At 37.5% G+C, this 20417-nt stretch carries 17 protein-coding genes and 1 other RNA gene; 12 read left to right on the forward strand and 6 right to left on the reverse strand.

Features of this window, described 5'->3' with window-relative positions; translation table 11 throughout:
• Positions 1-287: 287 nt before the first annotated feature.
• From NY10_RS01035 to NY10_RS01050, 5 genes are all read right to left on the reverse strand, one after another.
• The gene (locus NY10_RS01035; protein ID WP_058918242.1) at positions 288-467 is read right to left on the reverse strand and encodes an ATP-binding domain-containing protein; all 180 of its coding nucleotides are present in this window, start codon (positions 465-467) and stop codon (positions 288-290) included.
• 140 nt (positions 468-607) lie between these two features.
• Positions 608-1069 (reverse strand): universal stress protein, encoded by a 462-nt coding sequence (locus NY10_RS01040; RefSeq protein WP_058918243.1) that lies wholly within the window; start codon positions 1067-1069, stop codon positions 608-610.
• Between the two features lie 156 nt (positions 1070-1225).
• Positions 1226-1510, reverse strand: a complete 285-nt coding sequence (locus tag NY10_RS01045; RefSeq protein WP_058918244.1) for a hypothetical protein — start codon at positions 1508-1510, stop codon at positions 1226-1228.
• Between the two features lie 126 nt (positions 1511-1636).
• Positions 1637-1824, reverse strand: a non-coding RNA gene (ssrS, locus tag NY10_RS12375) — 6S RNA.
• Positions 1825-1914: 90 nt separating this feature from the next.
• Complete coding sequence (locus NY10_RS01050) at positions 1915-3192, reverse strand: replication-associated recombination protein A (RefSeq protein WP_058918245.1); 1278 nt, start codon at positions 3190-3192, stop codon at positions 1915-1917.
• Between the two features lie 193 nt (positions 3193-3385).
• Between NY10_RS01050 and NY10_RS01055 the strand changes: the two genes are divergently transcribed.
• The 10 genes from NY10_RS01055 to recD2 all read left to right on the forward strand — a co-directional run bounded on the left by NY10_RS01055 (position 3386) and on the right by recD2 (position 15123).
• Complete coding sequence (locus tag NY10_RS01055; protein WP_058918246.1) at positions 3386-3799, forward strand: CidA/LrgA family protein; 414 nt, start codon at positions 3386-3388, stop codon at positions 3797-3799.
• On the forward strand, positions 3777-4484 hold the full coding sequence (locus NY10_RS01060; protein WP_058918247.1) for an LrgB family protein: 708 nt from the start codon (positions 3777-3779) through the stop codon (positions 4482-4484). The genes NY10_RS01055 and NY10_RS01060 overlap by 23 nt, the downstream gene beginning before the upstream one ends.
• 123 nt (positions 4485-4607) lie before the next feature.
• Positions 4608-5663, forward strand: a complete 1056-nt coding sequence (locus NY10_RS01065) for a hypothetical protein (protein WP_058918248.1) — start codon at positions 4608-4610, stop codon at positions 5661-5663.
• A gap of 169 nt (positions 5664-5832) precedes the next feature.
• A complete protein-coding gene (locus NY10_RS01070; RefSeq protein WP_058918249.1) occupies positions 5833-6354 on the forward strand; it encodes a pyrophosphohydrolase domain-containing protein in 522 nt (173 codons plus the stop codon).
• A 4-nt stretch (positions 6355-6358) separates the two neighbouring features.
• Positions 6359-8641 (forward strand): bifunctional glutamate--cysteine ligase GshA/glutathione synthetase GshB, encoded by a 2283-nt coding sequence (gene gshAB / locus NY10_RS01075; protein WP_058918250.1) that lies wholly within the window; start codon positions 6359-6361, stop codon positions 8639-8641.
• A 152-nt stretch (positions 8642-8793) separates the two neighbouring features.
• The gene (locus tag NY10_RS01080) at positions 8794-9942 is read left to right on the forward strand and encodes a cysteine desulfurase family protein (protein WP_058918251.1); all 1149 of its coding nucleotides are present in this window, start codon (positions 8794-8796) and stop codon (positions 9940-9942) included.
• A gap of 94 nt (positions 9943-10036) precedes the next feature.
• Positions 10037-10378, forward strand: a complete 342-nt coding sequence (locus NY10_RS01085) for a DUF1831 domain-containing protein (protein ID WP_058918252.1) — start codon at positions 10037-10039, stop codon at positions 10376-10378.
• 227 nt (positions 10379-10605) lie between these two features.
• Positions 10606-11730: a tRNA 2-thiouridine(34) synthase MnmA gene (gene mnmA, locus NY10_RS01090; RefSeq protein WP_058918253.1), complete on the forward strand. Its 1125-nt coding sequence runs from the start codon at positions 10606-10608 to the stop codon at positions 11728-11730.
• A gap of 135 nt (positions 11731-11865) precedes the next feature.
• Complete coding sequence (locus NY10_RS01095; RefSeq protein ID WP_058918254.1) at positions 11866-12549, forward strand: tetratricopeptide repeat protein; 684 nt, start codon at positions 11866-11868, stop codon at positions 12547-12549.
• A 57-nt stretch (positions 12550-12606) separates the two neighbouring features.
• Positions 12607-15123 (forward strand): SF1B family DNA helicase RecD2, encoded by a 2517-nt coding sequence (gene recD2 / locus NY10_RS01100; protein ID WP_058918255.1) that lies wholly within the window; start codon positions 12607-12609, stop codon positions 15121-15123.
• A gap of 83 nt (positions 15124-15206) precedes the next feature.
• Here the strand turns inward: recD2 and NY10_RS01105 are convergent, their stop codons facing one another.
• The gene (locus NY10_RS01105; RefSeq protein WP_058918256.1) at positions 15207-16160 is read right to left on the reverse strand and encodes a diacylglycerol/lipid kinase family protein; all 954 of its coding nucleotides are present in this window, start codon (positions 16158-16160) and stop codon (positions 15207-15209) included.
• A 216-nt stretch (positions 16161-16376) separates the two neighbouring features.
• Here NY10_RS01105 and NY10_RS01110 point away from each other — a divergent pair, with 216 nt between their 5' ends.
• The gene (locus tag NY10_RS01110) at positions 16377-17267 is read left to right on the forward strand and encodes a YitT family protein (protein ID WP_058918257.1); all 891 of its coding nucleotides are present in this window, start codon (positions 16377-16379) and stop codon (positions 17265-17267) included.
• Between the two features lie 421 nt (positions 17268-17688).
• Complete coding sequence (gene alaS / locus NY10_RS01115) at positions 17689-20337, forward strand: alanine--tRNA ligase (protein WP_058918258.1); 2649 nt, start codon at positions 17689-17691, stop codon at positions 20335-20337.
• Positions 20338-20417 lie beyond the last annotated feature (80 nt).

The raw sequence follows: 20417 nt of genomic DNA on the forward strand, positions 1-20417 counted from the left end.
CTTGTGCTCTAGAATGTAGAGGGAACAAGGTGTTTTTTGTTCTTTGTTAAATCGCATTGGTAATTCTTAAATGATAGAACCGTTTAAGGAAATAAGCCGCAATTTTTTGAAATTAATGACTATCAAAACAATATAGAGCTAACTAGCCGCTTTTTAGATGAATTGAAAGGCGAAAGGCTAACTATTCTGCTAGCTATCTGTTAGGTGCGAGCAAAAAATGACTAAGAACTTTAACTAACTAACTAACTAACTAACTAACTAACTTACTTGCCCACCTGTTTATAGGGTTATAATAATCTACTCAATTTTCGTTTATAGGTGATAAAAAGATTTTTCATTCCTCTTGAGATTGCAGTGTAAAGAATCTTTTGATCTCTTTCAGTTGAGTAGTTATCTTCTGAAGCATCATAAATGAGTACATTATCAAATTCTAAACCTTTTGATAAACTAATCGGCAATACATCCACAATTAGATTACCCTCTAAATGAATTCTAAGCATTTCAGCTTCTGTTTCAGTTTTGGTAATAATATTCCTGGATTTTTAAATTAGACAGCTGAAAAGGCCTTGAAAAGTTATATTTTCAAGGCCTTTTTTGGGTTAAAAAATTATGAGTCCCTTTTATTCTCTAAGTCAGTTCTGACAATAAGAACGTCGCATGACGCATGTCTGATAACGTATTCAGAAACAGAACCAATAAAAATCCGCTCAACGGCATTTAAACCGGTAGCTCCTAATAAAATCAAATCAACATTTTTATCTTCAGGTATTTGTTTTGCAATTAATACTTTTGGAGAACCATATTCAATAGAATAGCTAATATCTGCGACACGGTGGTTCTTAGCATAGCGTACGTATTCTTCTAAAGTAGTTTTGGCTTGTTCATTAGCTTTTTCAGCCATCGAACCATCAAAAGTAGAAATACTTTGAAAAGCTCTTGTATCAATAACGTGAACAAGCAGCAACGTTGAATTATTCCGTACAGCTACTTGAACGGCTTTTTTAAAAGCGAGTTCCGCTTCTTTTGAACCATCAATTGCGACTAAAATACGATTGTATTGTTGTAACATATAAACCACTCCATCCTTATAAAATTTTAATGTATGATGATGAATAGATTGTTCTTATAGTTATTGTACCCTAAAAAAATCCGTTTTCATAGAAATTACATTTATTTAAGTAAGGGACTCTTTAAAAGAAAAAATGAAAGAGTCAAAAGTTGTAGATCAAGGCATTAAACGATTTAAACCAAAAATAAAAATAAGCATACAAAAGCTGATTACACCTAATACAGAAAAGGCAAGCCAGAGCGGACGATAAAAAACCAAAATAGCAGTAGCAAATCCGTTAATAGCTAGTAAGCTTCCGATAAAAGAAAAAAATTTCTGAGCAAATCGAGCTTTTTCAGATTGAGATTCAGTAATAAAAACAGTTGCTTTGCCGCTCCATAAGAAATAGGCTGCATAGAAAAGCAGTAACGTGAAAAGTCCAAATAAAATAGATACGAGCATGATGTATTCTCCTTTTTATCTTCTAATGGTTTTTGCGCTCCAAGGGCACTGTAACTATTGTATCATCAGGGAAAAGAAAAAAGCCATTCAATAAAGAATGGCTTTCAAAGTCTTTCAACTTTAATTAAGAAATCCGGTGATGCCGTTGGTACGTCCAGGTTGTATTGAACCCGCAGTTAGCAGGTGGGCTCCGCTGTCAAACGTCTAGCTACCAAGTGAAAAGGCATGCTATCAGTTTGAATCAGTTTGGATCCCAAGGTAATATTAATTGTTCGGTCAACACATGTTGGACATGACGAACATCTCAGAAATCTTATCCTTATAGTAGCATATACCTATAATACTGTCAAACGATTGAGCTGTCTTTTCAAAGATGAAACAGCTTAGAATGAATGAAGAAAGCGTTATTTTTTCTTTTTCGCTTGATTTATTTTGTCGTACTGTTGAGCTAATGCGTCTTCGTATTTTCCAGTGTGATTGGGTTGGTAATACAGAGCCTGCTTTAATTTATCAGGCAAATATTGTTGATCGACCCAAGCACTAGGATAGCTATGAGGATATTGGTAAGTTACGCCCCGACCTAGTTTTTTAGCACCGCTGTAGTGGGAATCTCTTAAATGATCGGGAACGTCACCGCTCTTTCCTGCTCGAATATCTGCGAGAGCAGCATCAATCGCTACGTAAGTCGAATTTGATTTGGGGGAAAGAGATAAATCGACTACAGCGTTAGCCAAAGGAATTCTAGCTTCCGGAAAGCCAAGTTTTTCAGCCGCTTGTACAGCGGTGACGGTCCTTTGAGCAGCTGCAGGATTGGCTAAACCAATATCTTCATATGCGATGACCATTAATCTTCTAGCAATAATTGGCAAATCACCGGCTTCAACTAAACGGCCTAAATAATGGAGTGCAGCATTAACATCACTTCCGCGAATAGACTTTTGTAATGCTGAGATAACATCGTAGTGAGCATCGCCGTTTTTATCGTGAGTCAACGCTTTACGCTGAATACATTCTTCAACAATATCTAAGGTAATCTGAATGGTACCCGTTTCATCAGGATCAGTTGATTTAACGGCTAATTCTAAACCATTTAAAGCACTTCTTAAATCTCCATTGGTTGCTCGGGATAAATGCAAGAGTGCTGTATCCGAAAGAGCAACAGATTCATTGCCTAGTCCACGTTCTTTATCTTTTAAAGCACTCATTAAAGCTAGTTGAATGTCTTCAATGGAGAGAGGCTTTAATTCAAAAATTTGCGAACGACTCCGAACAGCGGGATTTATTGTGATATAGGGATTCTCGGTCGTAGCCCCAATCATGATGACACGACCATTTTCCAAGTGAGGCAATAAAAAATCCTGTTTTGGTTTATCCAGACGATGAACTTCATCAAGCAATAAAATAACAGAACCGCTCATTTTAGCTTCTTCTACGACCACTTGCAAATCTTTCTTCGTATCAGTAGCTGCATTCAACATCCGAAAAGCATATTGGGTGGAACCAGCAATAGCACTAGCAATACTGGTTTTTCCAATTCCTGGAGGTCCATATAAAATCATGGAAGACAGCATTTTAGCGTCCACCATACGACGGATGATTTTTCCGTTGCCTACTAAGTGAGTTTGTCCTACAATTTGGTCAATATTAGTCGGACGCATACGAAAAGCTAACGGTTTATTCAAAGCAGAAGGCCTCCTTAAAAATTCTTTCTATATAGTATACCATTTTAGTGGAAAGTCTTCTACTGATTAAGAACATTTGTTTGCTTTTTCGAAACCGGTAAAACTTCTTTTGGCCGCTTGCAGACAAGCAGAGAGGCTCCCTATTCTATAAGAATTATGCTATTATGGACTAGATTAAATGGGGGAATAGGTAATGAAAATTTATCGTCAGTTATTTATTATTTTGTGTTTTTCATTTATAGGAGAAATGGTTTCAAAAGGATTTGATTTGCCGGTTCCCGGCAGTGTCATTGGCATGGTCTTATTATTTTTAGCTCTGCAATTCAAATGGCTGGATGTGAAGTCAGTTGAAAAAGCAGGAAACTTTCTTTTAAGCAATTTAAGTCTTTTGTTTGTTCCAGCTAGCGTAGGGATAATGGTTTATTTTCCCCTTATTAAAGAAAACTGGTGGATCCTCTTGATCATTTTATTGTTGACTTCTGGCTTCACATTGATTTTTGTTGGACTATTGGTTCAAAAAATAAAAAGAAAATTTGAAGAGCATCCTTCTGGAAATCATAAGAAGCGAAAGGCAGTGGTAGAACATGGTACAAGAATTAACAAGTAACCCGCTTTTTGGTTTGATTTTGGCCATAGGCATGTACTTGCTAGCTCATGCTCTATTTCAGAGGTATCCTTATCCTGTTTTAAATCCGTTGATCGTTTCGACTATTTTTATTATTCTTTTTTTGTTGAGTACCGGTATTTCATATGACGATTTTTATGTTGGTGGCAGCGTGCTGAATATGCTGATTGGTCCAGCTACGGTGGCTTTAGGAATCCCTTTGTACCATACTTTTCATTTATTGAAGAAACATTATAAATCAATCTTGATTGGAATTTTTTTAGGGACTATAGTCTGCACGTTTTTAACGGGCATTTTGGGAGTAGTTTTTCACTTAAATGAAAAAATGATTGCTTCTTTAATGCCAAAGTCGATCACCTCTGCAATAGCTATTGAAATATCTGGAAAAATGGGAGGTATTCCTTCTTTGACACTAGTTTTTGTAATTGTTTCTGGTATTATGGGCGCAATGATGGCACCGGCTATTTTTAAATGGTTTGCAATCACCGATGATATAGCTCAAGGCATTGCTTTAGGAAGTGCTGCTCATGCTGTTGGAACGTCAAAAGCTATTGAACTTGGTGCTGCTCAAGGAGCAATGGCGGGGTTAGCCATTGGTGTGACAGGTGCAATTACCGTGTTTGTTGCTCCATTCATGTTTAATGTCATCCAGTCTTTTTTTCTCTAAAGTTCTTTGTGTGTTAATCTAAGTTAGTCGCTTTTTTTATAACAATTTGCCATAATTAAAAGAAACGCCGGTTAAAAAAGTAAAGCCGGGTATCAGAAATAACTGAATGAAAGGGGTTCGCCAATGAAAAAGAGTAATGGAACCTTTAACGAACCCCAAAAAACTATTAGGGGTGAAGAGGTGGGAGAATTGACGGAAAATTCACAAGTAAAAGCTGTCTATCAAAAACCCGCTTTAGTTGAAATAGATGAAAAGGGACACTATTTAGAAACTGCTGCTCAAGCGGAAGCTATTTTAAATGAAGCATACCGTCAATCAGAAGAAATCTATCGAGATGTTCAACAACAACTAATGGACTTAAAGAATTTGATTCATGAAAATAAATGTCTTCTCGAACAAAGGCAAAAACAAATGACAACGCAAGCGCATAATGAGGCAAATGAGATTCTAGCTGCTGCAAAACAAAAAGCAGATCGTTTAAGCAAAGAAACGGCTGCGAAGTTGAACAAAGAGAGAGCTGACTACCACGCTGCTTTAGCTCATGATTTAGAGCGGTTGACAAAAGAAAAGGAATGGTTTGCATTTTATCAGGAGCAATCAAAAGAGAATTTAGAAAGTAAAGAAAAAATACTCTTTTTTAATCAACAAAAAATACAAGATGACTATCAATTAAGAGAACAAGAATTGCAAAATCAACTGATGTATTATCGTGAATTGAACAGTAAAAGAAAAATAAAATCATTTAAAATTGGACTAACTATTTTTATTTTGACTGGTATCAGTATTGTCCGACTTTCCTTTTTGCAGCATCCTACTTTTATTGTGCCTATTTTAATCGCTTGTTTAGCCGTTTATCTTGTTTACATTAATCTAACAGACGGAAAAACAGAAAAAGAAACGAAAAAAACAGCTTTTCATAATACGGTATTGATCGAACAAAATAATGCTTTAAAAGAAGAAATAAGTGGTCTTGAAGAAGATCTTAAAAAGCTGCTTAAAGAAAAAAGCGACGCCGAAAAAGCAGACCGCACGTATACTGATCGATTCCAATTTTTAAATATTATGCAACAAGACTTGAAAGAATCAGAAATGAATCGAAAGATACTAGAATCTGAGAATGCAGCTTTAAGAAAGTACTTGATTTCTGAAGATTCTACGAAAACTAAGCCGTCTGAGTGACCGTTTCTGTATCTTAATGCTAGTGAACGAATGAATCTAACCGTGAGTTTTCCGCCAAACTTCTATGGGAAGAGTCTTTCTTTTACATGAAAACTGAAACGAATACGTTTCTCTTCTGCAAAGTGTAAGTTATACTAGATAAGATTGAAGAATTAAAGGAGTCGCTAAAATGAACCAATTATCTGCATTTGAACAAGTAAAAGAATTTCATACGGTTTTTGATAAACCGCAAAAAACAGTTCCAACAGCATTGACACCAGATGAAGCACTTAACCGCGCAGCATTTTCAACAGAAGAAATATTAGAATTTCTTTATGCTAGCGTTGATGGAGAGCTGGCGGCATTCGAAAAAATTGTGTCGGATTGGCAGAAAACGGTTGACACATCCTTAACTAAAATCCGCACGGAACAGAAAAAGATAGACAATTGTTTAATCGGACAAGTAGATGCATTGACAGATGCCAATTATTTTAATTATGGTTCCTTTGTCTTAATGGGAGTAAATCCTGATCCGATTTTTTCTATTGTTCATGAAGCTAACATGGGAAAACTATTTCCGGACGGAAAACCTCATTACCGCGAACATGATGGCAAAGTAAGAAAGCCTGAAAATTGGGAAAAAGATTTTGCACCGGAACCGAAAATTCAAGCTGAAATTGAAAAACAAATTATCGAAAAGAAGAGGGCATAATTTAATGAAAACATTAAAAGAAAATATTAAAGAACTTGAAATACCTGCAGCTTTTTATAAAGCTGTTTACGGAGTTGAAAAAGAGGGCTTGCGCGTTCTATCTAACGGAGAATTAGCGTTGACTGATCATCCTAAGCAATTTGGGAATCGAAGTTTTCATCCGTACATACAAACCGATTTTAGTGAATCGCAATTAGAATTGATCACACCGCCAGTTAACAGCATACACGAAACCCATCGTTGGTTAAGTGCTATCCATGAAGTTACTTTGCGAACAATGGCAGATGATGAGTATATTTGGCCAATGAGTATGCCGGTTGTTTTGCCAAAAGAAAATGACATTCCGATAGCAAAACTAGACAAAATTGAAGATGTGAATTACCGGAACCATTTAGCGGAAAAATACGGAAAAAACAAACAGATGTTAAGTGGCGTGCATTACAATTTTGAATTTGATAAACACTTTATCGATGAGCTTTATCATAACCAGACTGATATCGCTGATCCTATTCAATTTAAATCAGCTGTTTACTTGAAGTTAGCGAAAAACTTTCTGCGTTACCGTTGGTTATTAACGTACCTTTTAGGAGCAGCTCCAGTAGCGGATTCAAGCTTTTTTAAGAGCGAGCGTTATGAAGAAACACCACCAAAAGGATATGTCAGAAGTATTCGCAGCAGCCATTATGGTTACGCCAATACAGACGATGTAACGATATCTTTTGAAACACTAACGGACTATGTTGAAAATTTAGAAGAAGCAGTAAACGAAGGAAAATTATTCGAGGAACGAGAGTTTTATTCAGGTGTTCGATTACGTGGCACGAAAACAGCTCGCGAGTTATTAACAAAAGGCATTGCTTATGTGGAACTGCGCATTTTTGATTTAAATCCATTTGATGCTTATGGGATATCTGAACAAGACATGCAGTTTATCCATCTATTTTGTATGTTTATGGTCTGGAAAGATAAGGCTTCTGATATGAATGATGTTGCGTTAGGGAAAAAAATGAGTGATTTTGTAGCTTTGGAGCACCCTTATGAAAAGACTGAATTCCAAGAGGAAGGTCTAACTTTAATTGAGGAAATGTTAGAGATGATTCAACTTACGAATGGATCTGAAGCAGCCTTGGAGTGTGTCCGACAAGCAAAAAAACAATTGTTGGATCCTAAATTAACACTCGCTGGCCAAATGATCAAAGGGATCGAAGAAGCGGGTTCTTACCTAACGTTTGGCTTGGAACTAGCTCATAATTACAAACAAGCAGCTTTTGAGAAGTTTTATGCCTTGAAAGGTTTTACCAATATGGAGATGTCGACTCAGTTGTTGATTTCTGACGCCATTCAAAAAGGCATTAAAATAGACATTTTAGATGAAACAGAGCAATTTTTGAAGTTAAGTTACAAAAAACATACCGAGTATGTAAAAAATGCTAATATGACTTCAAAGGATCAGTACATTGCTCCGCTTATTATGGAAAATAAAACAGTCACGAAAAAGATTTTAAATGATGCAGGTTTTAAAGTACCTCAAGGGGAAGAATACCATACTGAAGAAGAAGCTAATGCTGGTTTTTGGCAATATGCGCATAAAGGCATTGTTGTAAAACCAAAATCGACTAATTATGGCGTAGGCATTTCTATCTTTAAGGAAGGTGCTCGTTTTGAAGATTATCAGTCAGCGATAAAATTTGCTTTTAAAGAAGACACCACTGTATTGGTTGAAGAATTTATCGAGGGCACAGAGTACCGCTTTTTTGTTTTGAACGATGAAGTAGCGGCAATTTTATTGCGTATACCTGCTAATGTTATCGGAGATGGCCAGCACACAGTGAGAGAATTAGTTGCAGAGAAAAATAAAGATGTTCTTCGCGGCACAGACCATCGAGCTCCCTTAGAGAAAATACAATTAAATGAAATTGAACAATTGATGTTAAAAGGACAAGGCTATACGACTGAAAGCATTCCTGATGCAGATGTCAGAGTTTATTTGCGAGAAAATTCAAATGTTAGTACTGGCGGAGATTCTATTGATGTCACAGATATTATTGACGACAGCTATAAAAAAGCAGCCGTTGAAATGACAAAAGTCATTGGAGCTAAAGTTTGTGGAGTAGATTTGATTATACCGGATTACCAAAAACCATCTACTCCAGAAAATCCGGGGTACACAGTTATTGAAGCTAACTTTAATCCAGCTATGCATATGCATGCTTTTGTTTCTGAAGGTCAAGGTCGCCCGTTAACGATCGGCATTTTAAAAATGCTTTTCCCAGAAGCCGTACAATAAGAACGATAAGAACAGCAGGCATCCAGCTTAATGCATTTGGAGGCCTGTTGTTTTTACAGATTTTAAAAGGACAATTTGATTCAACTATTGTTGAAAGACAAGATTAGTGGTAGAATTTTAGGAATTAAAGAATGCGGTCAGGGAGGGTTATAATGGAAAAGATTTACTTAGATCATGCGGCGACTAGTCCGGTACACCCTGAAGTAGTAGAAATAGTTTATGAAATGATGCAAAATCATTATGGAAATGCTTCTAGTATTCATAATTTTGGGCGTGACAGTCGGCGTATTCTAGATAATGCACGATTAGTTTTTGCTGCTAGTATCGGCGCTAAACCAAGTGAGATCGTGATAACAAGTGGCGGAACAGAAAGTGACAATACAGCTGTTTTCGAAACAGCGTTGTCTCGGATGACAGAAGGAAAACATGTGATCACCTCAACTATCGAACACCATGCGGTTTTGAGACCGATGGAGAAATTAGAGTCGCTTGGTTTTGAAGTTACTTATCTGCCGGTAAACTCGTTTGGCCTAGTGGATCCAGAGCAAGTCCGAGCAGCATTGAGACCGGACACTATTTTAGTTTCAATTATGTATGGGAATAATGAAGTTGGATCATTGATGGATATCAAAGCTATTGGCGAAATTATTCAAGAAAGTGAAACGACTGCGTATTTTCATACGGATGCCGTCCAAGCATATGGATTAGAAACAATTGATGTTAAATCTAGTCATATTGACTTATTATCTACTTCGAGTCATAAAATTAATGGTCCTAAAGGCACAGGGTTTCTATATATCAACGAAAAAATTAATTTGCCAAGTTTTATGTTAGGCGGCGAACAGGAAATGAAACGCCGGGCTGGAACAGAAAATATCCCAGCAATTTCCGGTTTTCAAAAAGCCGTTGAAATCGTTCAAAATGAAAAAGAACAGCGGAAAGAGAGTTATTTGGGATTCCGTAACCAATTATTGGAACGATTAAAAAAAGCCGACATTGCCTTTGAAGTCAATGGCAGTTCTGAACAACATCTAGCACATATTCTGAATATTTGGTTTACGGGTGTTTCTTCAGAACAACTCTTGATGTTATTAGATTTAGCTGGAATAGCTGTATCAGCTGGTTCAGCGTGTACAGCTGGCAATATTGATCCTAGTCATGTCCTAATGGCTATGTTTGGATCTGACGACCCTAAAATTTCTGAATCTATACGAATCAGTTTTGGCTTAGGGACAACTTCTCAGTCAATCGATCATTTGGCAGATGAATTGATCAAGATCATCGCTAAATTAAAAAAGTAAGAGCAAAAGATAAAAAAGGTTTAAACAGTATTGGTAAAAAGCAAGAAGCCTATGTATAGTTAAAGTGAAACTAAATCTAACCGAGGTGAATGAAATGGCATTTGCAAAAACAGCAAAGCTTCAAGGTTCCAATGAAACATATGCAGTCCATCCAGAGGTGAAACGATATACTTTACGCGATAATGGATTTGAAGAAACAAAAACAGGAAATTTTCAATACATTCGGGCGTTGGATGTTGTTCCTGAAAATAAACCAGGACTAAAATTAAAAATCATTGTATCAAATGACTTAACACAATTGAAAATTTCAGTCACTACCAGTAATGGATTGCAGGCGGTCAACATTTATAAAGGGAATGCATTCAGTGAAGCACGTGAGAGATATGAATTCATTATGCGAGATTTTGTAGAACAAGGAATAGTGGAAAAAGTTTAAAGAATTAATGTGAGAGAAAATGACGCAACTGTTATTTTCTCTTTTTTGTTAGTTTTGAAGAGTTGATCAAATTGACTATCTCAGGTCGAAAAAGGTGTCGGGGGAAAAACAGGCTGAGTCAGCTCTCTTGATTTCTTTCAAAAAGTTAGTATAATGATTAAGACTGAAAAAATGCGACCTTCAAATCGTTAAGATTTTCAGAATCTATTTGAAATGATGGTGATAGTATGAAAGACAACAGCAACACTCGTGTCGTAGTAGGTATGAGTGGGGGAGTTGACTCATCCGTCACGGCTTTAGTGCTTAAGCAACAAGGCTATGATGTGGTGGGGATTTTTATGAAAAACTGGGACGATACAGATGAATTCGGGATGTGTACAGCTACCGAAGATTACAACGATGTAGCACTTGTAGCGAACCAAATTGGGATTCCTTATTATTCAGTAAACTTCGAAAAACAATATTGGGACAAAGTGTTTCAATACTTTTTAGATGAATATAAAAAAGGCCGGACGCCCAATCCGGATGTGATGTGCAATAAAGAAATTAAATTTAAAGCATTTTTGGACTATGCACTAGAATTAGGCGCCGATTATGTGGCAACTGGACATTATGCTCAGGTCGAACGCGATGAAAAAGGGACAACACGAATGTTGCGTGGCGTAGACACCAACAAAGATCAAACGTATTTCTTAAACCAATTGTCGCAAGAACAATTGGCTAAAACGTTGTTTCCTTTAGGCGGAATGGAAAAGTCTGAAGTTCGTAAAATTGCTGAAGAAGCTAACTTAGCAACGGCTAAGAAAAAAGATTCAACAGGTGTCTGCTTTATTGGGGAACGCGATTTTAAAAAATTCTTGATGACTTATTTGCCAGCTCAACCGGGGAACATGGTAACTACAGAAGGCGAAATTAAAGGCCAACACGATGGTTTGATGTATTATACCATTGGCCAACGTCAAGGATTAGGTATTGGCGGCGGTGGTGCTTCTAGTGAACCTTGGTTTGTTATTGGAAAAGATCTGGCGACAAATACTCTTTACGTTGGACAAGGATTCCACCATGAATGGTTATACGCAACTCATTTAGATGCGACAGACATTCATTTTACAACCAATGAAGAAATGCCAAAAACGATTAAATGTACGGCTAAATTCCGTTACCGCCAAGCGGATACCGGGGTGACTGTTCATTTAAACGAAGATGGAACAACAGCAACAGTTGAATTCGATGAGCCTGTACGAGCAATCACGCCTGGGCAAGCCGTCGTATTCTATGATGGAATGGAATGTTTAGGTGGAGGAACGATTGATTCCGCTTATAATGACACCAGAGAATTACAATACATTTAACACAGACGAAAGAGCAGATAAATTCTGCTCTTTTTTTCTGTCTTTTTCGTTTTCCTTAAAAGATACCATTACTTTGGTAGAAACATCTCCTAGTTTGGTGTAAAATAATATGAGCTGCAAAAGGAGTGGACAGAAATGAATCGAAACCATGAAGCATTTCAATTATGGGAACAAGGAAATTTAAATGAAGCCATTCAATTATTATTTGAAGAAATAGAAGAACAACCTGAAAATAGCGACAGTTATTATAATTTGGCAATGATATTGATTGTAGCAAAAAAATATGCTGATGCCCAAGCGGTCTTGGAGACAGCCCTTCAAAAAAAACCGGAGCATCCAACACTTTTGTATGCATTTGGAAACCTATATTATCAACAAGAACGGTACACTGAAAGCTTGGTGTACTTCACGCGAGTATTCCAACATCCTCAAACAGGACTGAAAAATGATGCTGCGCGTATGATTGGACAATGCTACTTTTCATTAAAAGAGCCAAAAAAAGCATTGGTCTATCTTTTAATGGTAAAGATAGCAAATGAGCCAGACAGTGCGCTCTTTTTATTGATCGGCAATTGCTTAATGCAGACAGGACACTTTGATGAAGCAAAGGATTATTTAGAAAAAGTCATGGAGATAACTCCTGATAACGATGAAGCGTGGTTTAAGAGAGGCCTCATAGGGATGGCTTTAAAGGAACCGCCCACTGTTTTTGAAGCTTTTTTCAAACAATCATCTACATTGAATCCAAATAGCCACCAAGAGCGGATTCAGCAATTAAAAGCAATTGAAGCAATGGTTCAACCTCCAACAAAAGAGTGAAGAGCAGTTGTCGCAGTGTCAATGGAATGAGTTCATAAGCAGAAAGGATGAACGGAAATGGCCGAACAAGAAAATTTAGACTTATTTGCAACGGAGACGCCTTATGTTGTAGGGCAAGTCGTGGCTATATTCTATCAAAATCCCACAAACTTTTACAAAGTTCTTTTGGTTAGAGTTGCTGAAACGAACAGCACTTATGATGACAAAGAAATCGTCATTACTGGAAATTTCGGACAAGTTCAAGAAGAAGAAACGTATCGCTTTTTTGGGAAATTGGTTGATCATCCAAAATTCGGTGTGCAGTTTACTGCTGATCGATACAAACAAGAAAAACCAACATCAGCTGCAGGAGTAGTAGCTTATCTTTCTAGTGATAAATTTCCAGGAATCGGAAAAAAAACGGCTGAAACGATCGTGCAGTTATTAGGCGAGAATGCCATTGATAAGATCAGTGAAAATCCAGAAGTGCTTGCTGAAGTGAAAGGTTTAAACGCTAAAAAACGAGAAGTGTTGGTCAATACGATTCAGGCTAGTGACGGAATGGAAAAAATCATTATTGGTTTGAATAGTTATGGATTTGGAAGTCAACTGGCATACAATATCTACCAAACGTATCAAGGGGAAACGCTGGATATCATTCAAGAAAATCCTTATCAATTGGTTCAAGATATTGAAAATATCGGATTTAAAAAGGCTGATGCGATTGCCGATCAATTAGGTTTCGCTGCTGATTCTCCTGCCCGTTTAAAAGCGGCTATCCTATACTCTTTGAATGAATTGTGCTTAAGTCAAGGGAATACGTATACTTTAGCTGAACCTTTGTTAGAAGAAAGCTTAAAAGTCTTAGAATCTAGTCGGGCGTTTATTATCGATCCGGATGCTTTAGCTGAAGAGTTGTTGCAGCTTATTGAAGAAAATCAGCTGATTGAAGACCAGCATAAATTGTATATTAAGTCTTTGTATGCAGCTGAATGGGGCATCAATACTTCAATTAAACGCTTATTGGAACGGAAAAAAGAAATTACTTATAACTCCCATGATATCCCAAAAGAAATACGAAAATTAGAAAAGAGATTAGGTATATCTTATGGAGCTTCTCAAATACAAGCAATTGAAGAAGCGATAGTATCGCCTTTGTTTATTTTAACTGGTGGACCAGGGACAGGGAAAACAACCGTTTTAAACGGAATTGTTTCTTTATTTGCCGAGCTAAACGGTCTATCACTGGATTTAAACGATTATAGCGACAAAGTTTTTCCGATTTTATTAGCCGCGCCGACTGGTCGGGCAGCTAAACGAATGAATGAAACAACTGGATTGCCTAGCAGTACGATACATCGCTTATTAGGATTGAATGGGCGAGAAAACAATAACGATGAACAATCGGACCGTGAATTAGAAGGAGGTCTCTTGATCGTTGATGAGATGTCGATGGTAGATACTTGGCTAGCGAATCAATTGCTTCGTGCGGTACCAGAACATATGCAAGTGATGTTTGTTGGAGATAAGAACCAGTTGCCTTCTGTAGGTCCGGGACAAGTGCTCCATGATTTAATTGATGCTCAACTCATCCCAAATATGGAATTGAATGAAATTTACCGCCAAGGAGACGGTTCATCGATTATCTCATTGGCTCATGAAATAAAAGACGGTCAGTTGCCAAATGATTTTACTCAAAATAAAAAAGATCGTTCTTTTATTAACTGTTACGCTTACCAAATTGAAGAGGTGATTCGACAAGTTGTCGCAAAAGCGAAAGCCAAAGGATTCACGCCTCAAGACATTCAGGTTCTAGCGCCGATGTATCGCGGCCCGGCTGGGATCGATGCATTGAACAAGATGATGCAAGAAATTTTTAACCCTAATGATACTGGACGGCGTAAAGAAGTGAAGTTCAATGACCGGATTTATCGGATTGGAGATAAGATTCTTCAATTAGTTAACAATCCTGAATTAAATGTTTTTAACGGAGATATGGGGGAAATCACCAGCATTACCTATGCTAAAGAAGCAGATGATAAAGTTGATGAACTTGTGATTCAGTTTGATGCTAATGAAGTGACTTATAAACGCAATGAATGGAATAAAATTACCTTAGCTTATTGTTGTTCCATACATAAATCTCAAGGTAGTGAATTTAAAATGGTCATTTTGCCGATGGTGCAAAATTATGGGCGTATGCTCAGAAGAGACTTGCTGTATACCGCGATTACAAGAAGCAGCGAGCTGTTGATTTTATGCGGAGAAGTTTCCGCCTTTCAAGAAAGTGTTCTAAAATCTTCGGCAACTCGCTTAACGACGTTAAAAGAACGGCTCCTGGAGGACAACGACGCTCCACTAACGATTGATTCATCAGCAACACGTTCGTCTGTAGAGAAAAAAACAGAACTGACAGCTGGAACCCGTTCAAATGAAACAAAACCAGCTGCTGCTCCAGTCCAGGCCAAGATAGAAGAAGTCTCTTTATTTGAAACAGCTGAAGAAGAGCCTTCTTTATCTTACCGCTTAACGGTCGAAATGATTCGAACAAATGCTGTTGACCCTATGATTGGTATGGAAGGCATAACCCCGTAAACAAAAATAGGCCTATGGAAACATTTTAGTTGTCCATAAGCCTATTTTTTTAGGCGTAAAATAAAAAAGAACGGATAAAACAATTAAAACCAAAAATAACGAGTTGTCGCTGAAAAGTAAAAATGAACTGATCGGTGTCCTAAAAATTCTCCGTCAGCCTGGGTATCTTCCAGTTGAGTCGACCGTATTTGGATGTGGCGGGCTTGGAAAGAATGGACGTCTTTGTGTTGCAAATGCCGGCCGCCATTGAGCATGAGCAGAAACAACCAAATAATTTTAAAAACAGATGATTTTTGAAGAACGATTAAATCGACTTGCTGATCATAGGGAGAAGCTTTTGGCGAAATGCCAATGCCTCCTCCAAAATAAGGATGGTTATTGACCGTTACTAAAAAAGCTTTAGGGAAAAATCGTTGTTTGCCGTCCGCGATAACTTCGATTGGAAAGCCTTTTTGTTTGAATAAGACAGTTGTCACAGATGCAAGATAGGCAACGGACCCCAACTTGTATTTGTTTAAGCGTACTTTCGCAGAAGATTGATTGGTGTACTTTACAGTAGCTGCATCAAATCCAATCCCAATGTTATTGATAGCGTAACCTTCTTGTTGCAGGATTTTTTCTTGATAGCGTAAAACATCTATTTTTTTTGGAGACGTTGCCTGTAATATTTGGCTTAAAGCCTCATGGGTTTTTTTAGAAATGCCCAATCCCTTGGCGAAATCATTTCCCGATCCGGCTGGGATATAAGCCAATGGCATATCTTTGTATTCCTCACCAAGCCCTCGCACTGCTTCATGTAGGGTACCGTCTCCGCCAACGATCATTAACAAAGGAGCGTTTATTTCTGAAGTCGTTACTATCTTTTTTGCTAATTCGGTTGTTAATTGAATGGCATGTCCAGCATACTGGGTTTTATGTAATTGGAAAGTAAGCTTTTTTTCAGTTAAAAGTTTGACCAATGTCGCGCAGATGAGTTTGCCGTTACCTGAACCAGCTAGTTCATTGACGATAATGTGAAAGTGTTTTTGATTCGTCATGAGGACTCCTTTTAGTACATTTGAAAGTTGATTTATTTTATAAGTATAAGCCAAATAAATAAAAAAAGTAAGTGAGGACAAAAGAGAAATAGGGAAATAGCGTTAAATAGAGTCTGCTCTGAAAAAAGCGACTCAAAAAAATAGTTCCAAAAAAGAGATTTAATGTTAGAATGAGCAGTAGTCTTAAAGTCAAAAGAAAAGGATGTTATGTTAGCCATGAAGAATAAACCAAAAGCAAGTCAATACCCTTTGCAAGCAATCGACATCGTTTTTATCGTTGTCGGTTCTTTTATTGCAGCCGTTTCGTTTAATGCCTTTTTATTACCAAATTTTATTGTTTCAGGCGGCGTTAGCGGATTAAGCACCATTTTAAATAATCTGTTTTCTTGGAATCCATCCATTGTTCAATTGGCTTTCAATATCCCTTTATTATTCATTTGTTTTATTGCTCTAGGAAAAGAAGCGGGCTTTAAAACGATTATCGGTAGTTTGATTCTCCCCATCTTTATCGGTCTGCTTAGTTTTATAGAACCTTGGACCTTGAATCCGTTATTAGCTGCATTGTTTGGAGGAATCACTACAGGAATTGGAATTGGGCTGGTTTTTAAAGCGAAAGCTTCTACCGGAGGAACAAGTATTATAGCGCAAGTGATCCACGTTTATTTAAGGCTGCCATTAGGAACGAGCGTGGCATTGGTTGACGGATTGGTGATCGTTACTGCTTTAATTGCGTTCGATGGTGAAGTAGTCATGTTTTCAATTATTTCTCTATTTGTCATCAGTCGAACGATTGATTTGATTCAAGTTGGTTTTAATCGTTCTAAGAACGTGCTGATTATTTCCGAAAAGGCAGCTGAAATTAGAATGGCGATTTATCAAAATATCAACCGTGGAGTAACTAACTTAAGTATTTCTGGCGGATACGGTGAATATGGCGCAAACGATAAAGAAATGTTGATGTGTGTAGTCGATGAACAAGAATTCACTTTTTTGCGAGAAACAATTTTAAGCGTTGACCCGCATGCGTTTGTTGTAGTGATGAGTGCTAGCGAAGTATGGGGAAAAGGTTTTACGCTAGCCAAAGATTCTACTTCTGAAAATTTGTAGAAATGTAACATTTAATGCGAGTAAATAAAAAATAAACGAAATAGTCCTAGCAAAAGTGGCGACTCGATCCTGTCCTTTTGCTTTATTTTTTTATTGACAATCGTGTGAGGTTCTCCTATACTTTAGACGATACCAAAAGGACATATCTATTTTTATCATTGTTTAAAGAAAAGTTTTCCATGGCTGAAAGAAAACTAACAGTATTAAATGGGTGCTCCCTTTTTTAGTCATAGTAGAAATACTATCGTTTCTCACGTTATCGAGACTCAAGAGGTAATGATATTGTCGAATGACATCATTGCAAACAAGGTGGTACCGCGATTCATTCGTCCTTGTCTAGCAATGTTGTAATTGGGCTTTTTTTTATGCCTTTTTTCTTAAATTAGTTAAAAAACTGGATGTAATGGAGAGGAAGAAAAAAATGAAACACTTATCAAGTAACGAAGTCCGTCAATTGTTTTTAGATTTTTTCGAAACAAAAGGACATAAAATAGAACCAAGTGCATCGCTTGTGCCAGTTGAAGACCCTACCTTATTATGGATCAATTCAGGTGTTGCAACGTTAAAAAAATATTTTGACGGTTCAGTGATTCCTGATAATCCTAGAATCGCAAATGCTCAAAAAAGCATTCGAACCAATGATATTGAAAATGTAGGAAAAACAGCGCGGCACCATACTTTATTTGAAATGTTAGGAAATTTTTCTATTGGAGAATATTTTAAAGAAGAAGCGATCGTCTGGGCATGGGAGTTCTTAACTAGCGAAGAATGGTTAGGCTTAGATCCAGAAAAACTTTATGTAACAGTTTATCCTGAAGATAAAGAGGCTGCCCAAATTTGGAAAGAAAAGATTGGGTTGACTGAGGAGCATATTATTGAAGTCGCTGACAACTTCTGGGATATTGGTGCTGGTCCAAGTGGCCCGGATTCTGAAATCTTTTATGATCGTGGTGAAGCATTTGATAATTTGGCGAAAGACGATCCAGAAAATTACCCTGGCGGTGAAAACGAACGCTGGCTTGAAATTTGGAACTTAGTGTTTTCTGAATTTAATCATAAAGCTGACGGCACTTATGAACCGCTACCGAATAAAAACATTGATACAGGAATGGGATTAGAGCGTGTCGTTTCAATTTTGCAAGATGCTCCAACGAATTTTGAGACGGATTTATTTATGCCGATCATTAAAGAGATTGAAAAAATGAGCGATGGCAAAAAATATGGCGATAATGAACAAGATGATATTTCCTTTAAAGTGATTGCGGATCATTTGCGTGCAGTAAGTTTTGCGATCGGGGACGGTGCTCTTCCGTCAAACGAAGGACGAGGATATGTTTTACGCCGATTGTTGCGTCGTGCAGTGATGCATGGGAAAAAACTGGGTATTGATGAAGCCTTTATGTACAAATTGGTTCCAGTTGTCGGCAAAATTATGAATAGCTACTATCCAGAAATTTTAGAACAAGAACCGTTTATTGTAAAAGTCATTCAGACAGAAGAAGAACGGTTTCATGAAACGATCAATGATGGATTGACGATTTTAAATAATCTGATTAAAGAATTAAAAGCTGCCGGTGAAAAACGAATCTCTGGTAAAGATATTTTCAAATTATATGATACTTTTGGGTTCCCGGTTGAATTGACGGAAGAATATGCTGAGGAAAAAGGCTTGGCAGTCGACCATGAAGGTTTCGTAAAAGAAATGGAAATACAACGTAATCGTGCCCGAGCAGCTAGAAGCGATGAAAAATCAATGGGCGTTCAAACACAGTTGTTTTCAGAAGTAACAGCAGAAAGCAGCTTTGTCGGATACGATCAGACCAAGGCAGAAGGTAAACTGGAAGTTATTGCTGCAGAAGAAGAGTTGGTCCAAAAAGCTATAAAAGGCGACATCGTCCGTGTCATTTTTGACCAAACACCTTTTTATGCAGAAAAAGGCGGACAAGTTGCCGATAAAGGAACGATCGTAAATACAGATGGAACGGTGGTCGCAAACGTACTAGATGTCAAACAAGCGCCGGCTGGACAGCCTTTGCATACGGTAGAAGTACTTGAAAGCTTACAAGTAGGGCAAACGTATCAGTTATGTGTGGATGAAGCTTTGCGACGCGGCATTACGCGCAACCATACAGCGACTCACTTATTGCATCGTGCATTAAAAGATATCTTAGGTGAACACGCTAACCAAGCTGGTTCGTTAGTTACTTCCAATCATTTGCGGTTTGATTTCACACATTTTGGTCAAATTACGCAAGAGGAACTAGATGAAATGGAACAAATCGTTAACGAAAAAATTTGGGCTTCATTACCAGTAAAAACGATTGAAACAGATATTGAAACAGCTCGCGGCTTAGGAGCAATGGCTTTATTCGGTGAAAAGTACGGCAATCAAGTACGCGTTGTCCAAGTAGGCGATTATTCAATGGAATTATGTGGAGGAGTACACGTTCAAAATTCAAGTGAGATCGGTATTTTCAAAATCCTTTCAGAATCAGGCATTGGTGCAGGAGTGAGGCGAATTGAAGCCGTGACTAGTGAAGCTGCTTACCGTATATTGCAATCAGAAGAGCGACGTCTAAAAGAACTCGCAAGCTTAGTAAAAGCTCAACAAACAAAAGATGTCGTATCAAAAGTAGAACAATTGCAATTTGATCTAAAAGAAGCTCAAAAAGAAAATGAATCGTTACAAGCTAAATTAGCAAATGAACAAGCAGGAGAAATTTTCAAAACGGTACAAGAAGTCAATGGTATTACGATCGTTGCTGCACAAGTAGAAGTCAATGATATGAATCAACTGCGTCAATTAGCTGATCAATGGAAACAAACAGCTGTCTCAAATGTTTTAACTCTCGGATTTGCCAAAGAAGGAAAAGTTAACCTTCTGACAGCTGTTGATCCAGAAACAATCAAAAAAGGGTTGAAAGCTGGTGACTTGATCAAAGAAATAGCTCCGTTAGTTGGCGGTGGCGGCGGAGGCCGTCCTGATATGGCGCAAGCGGGTGGAAAGAATCCTGCTGGTTTGCCGGGTGCTCTAGAAAAAGTAGCAGAATGGGTTCAAAAAAATAGTTAAGAACTAATAGAGGAAGCTTAGAACAGTAATAAGTTTTAAGCGACCTTTTTTAATAGGAAACCTAAAAAGCGTTAAATAGA

Origin of the sequence: Carnobacterium sp. CP1 (genome assembly GCF_001483965.1) — a bacterium.
Classification (GTDB): domain Bacteria; phylum Bacillota; class Bacilli; order Lactobacillales; family Carnobacteriaceae; genus Carnobacterium_A; species Carnobacterium_A antarcticum.

Bases quoted from the DNA above. Each gene is read 5' to 3' on its own strand.
- NY10_RS01040 (WP_058918243.1), bottom strand. From the start codon at position 1,069: ATGTTACAACAATACAATCGTATTTTAGTCGCAATTGATGGTTCAAAA.
- NY10_RS01045 (WP_058918244.1), bottom strand. From the start codon at position 1,510: ATGCTCGTATCTATTTTATTTGGACTTTTCACGTTACTGCTTTTCTAT.
- NY10_RS01055 (WP_058918246.1), top strand. From the start codon at position 3,386: ATGAAAATTTATCGTCAGTTATTTATTATTTTGTGTTTTTCATTTATA.
- NY10_RS01060 (WP_058918247.1), top strand. From the start codon at position 3,777: ATGGTACAAGAATTAACAAGTAACCCGCTTTTTGGTTTGATTTTGGCC.
- NY10_RS01065 (WP_058918248.1), top strand. From the start codon at position 4,608: ATGAAAAAGAGTAATGGAACCTTTAACGAACCCCAAAAAACTATTAGG.
- NY10_RS01070 (WP_058918249.1), top strand. From the start codon at position 5,833: ATGAACCAATTATCTGCATTTGAACAAGTAAAAGAATTTCATACGGTT.
- gshAB (WP_058918250.1), top strand. From the start codon at position 6,359: ATGAAAACATTAAAAGAAAATATTAAAGAACTTGAAATACCTGCAGCT.
- NY10_RS01080 (WP_058918251.1), top strand. From the start codon at position 8,794: ATGGAAAAGATTTACTTAGATCATGCGGCGACTAGTCCGGTACACCCT.
- NY10_RS01085 (WP_058918252.1), top strand. From the start codon at position 10,037: ATGGCATTTGCAAAAACAGCAAAGCTTCAAGGTTCCAATGAAACATAT.
- mnmA (WP_058918253.1), top strand. From the start codon at position 10,606: ATGAAAGACAACAGCAACACTCGTGTCGTAGTAGGTATGAGTGGGGGA.
- NY10_RS01095 (WP_058918254.1), top strand. From the start codon at position 11,866: ATGAATCGAAACCATGAAGCATTTCAATTATGGGAACAAGGAAATTTA.
- recD2 (WP_058918255.1), top strand. From the start codon at position 12,607: ATGGCCGAACAAGAAAATTTAGACTTATTTGCAACGGAGACGCCTTAT.
- NY10_RS01105 (WP_058918256.1), bottom strand. From the start codon at position 16,160: ATGACGAATCAAAAACACTTTCACATTATCGTCAATGAACTAGCTGGT.
- NY10_RS01110 (WP_058918257.1), top strand. From the start codon at position 16,377: ATGAAGAATAAACCAAAAGCAAGTCAATACCCTTTGCAAGCAATCGAC.
- alaS (WP_058918258.1), top strand. From the start codon at position 17,689: ATGAAACACTTATCAAGTAACGAAGTCCGTCAATTGTTTTTAGATTTT.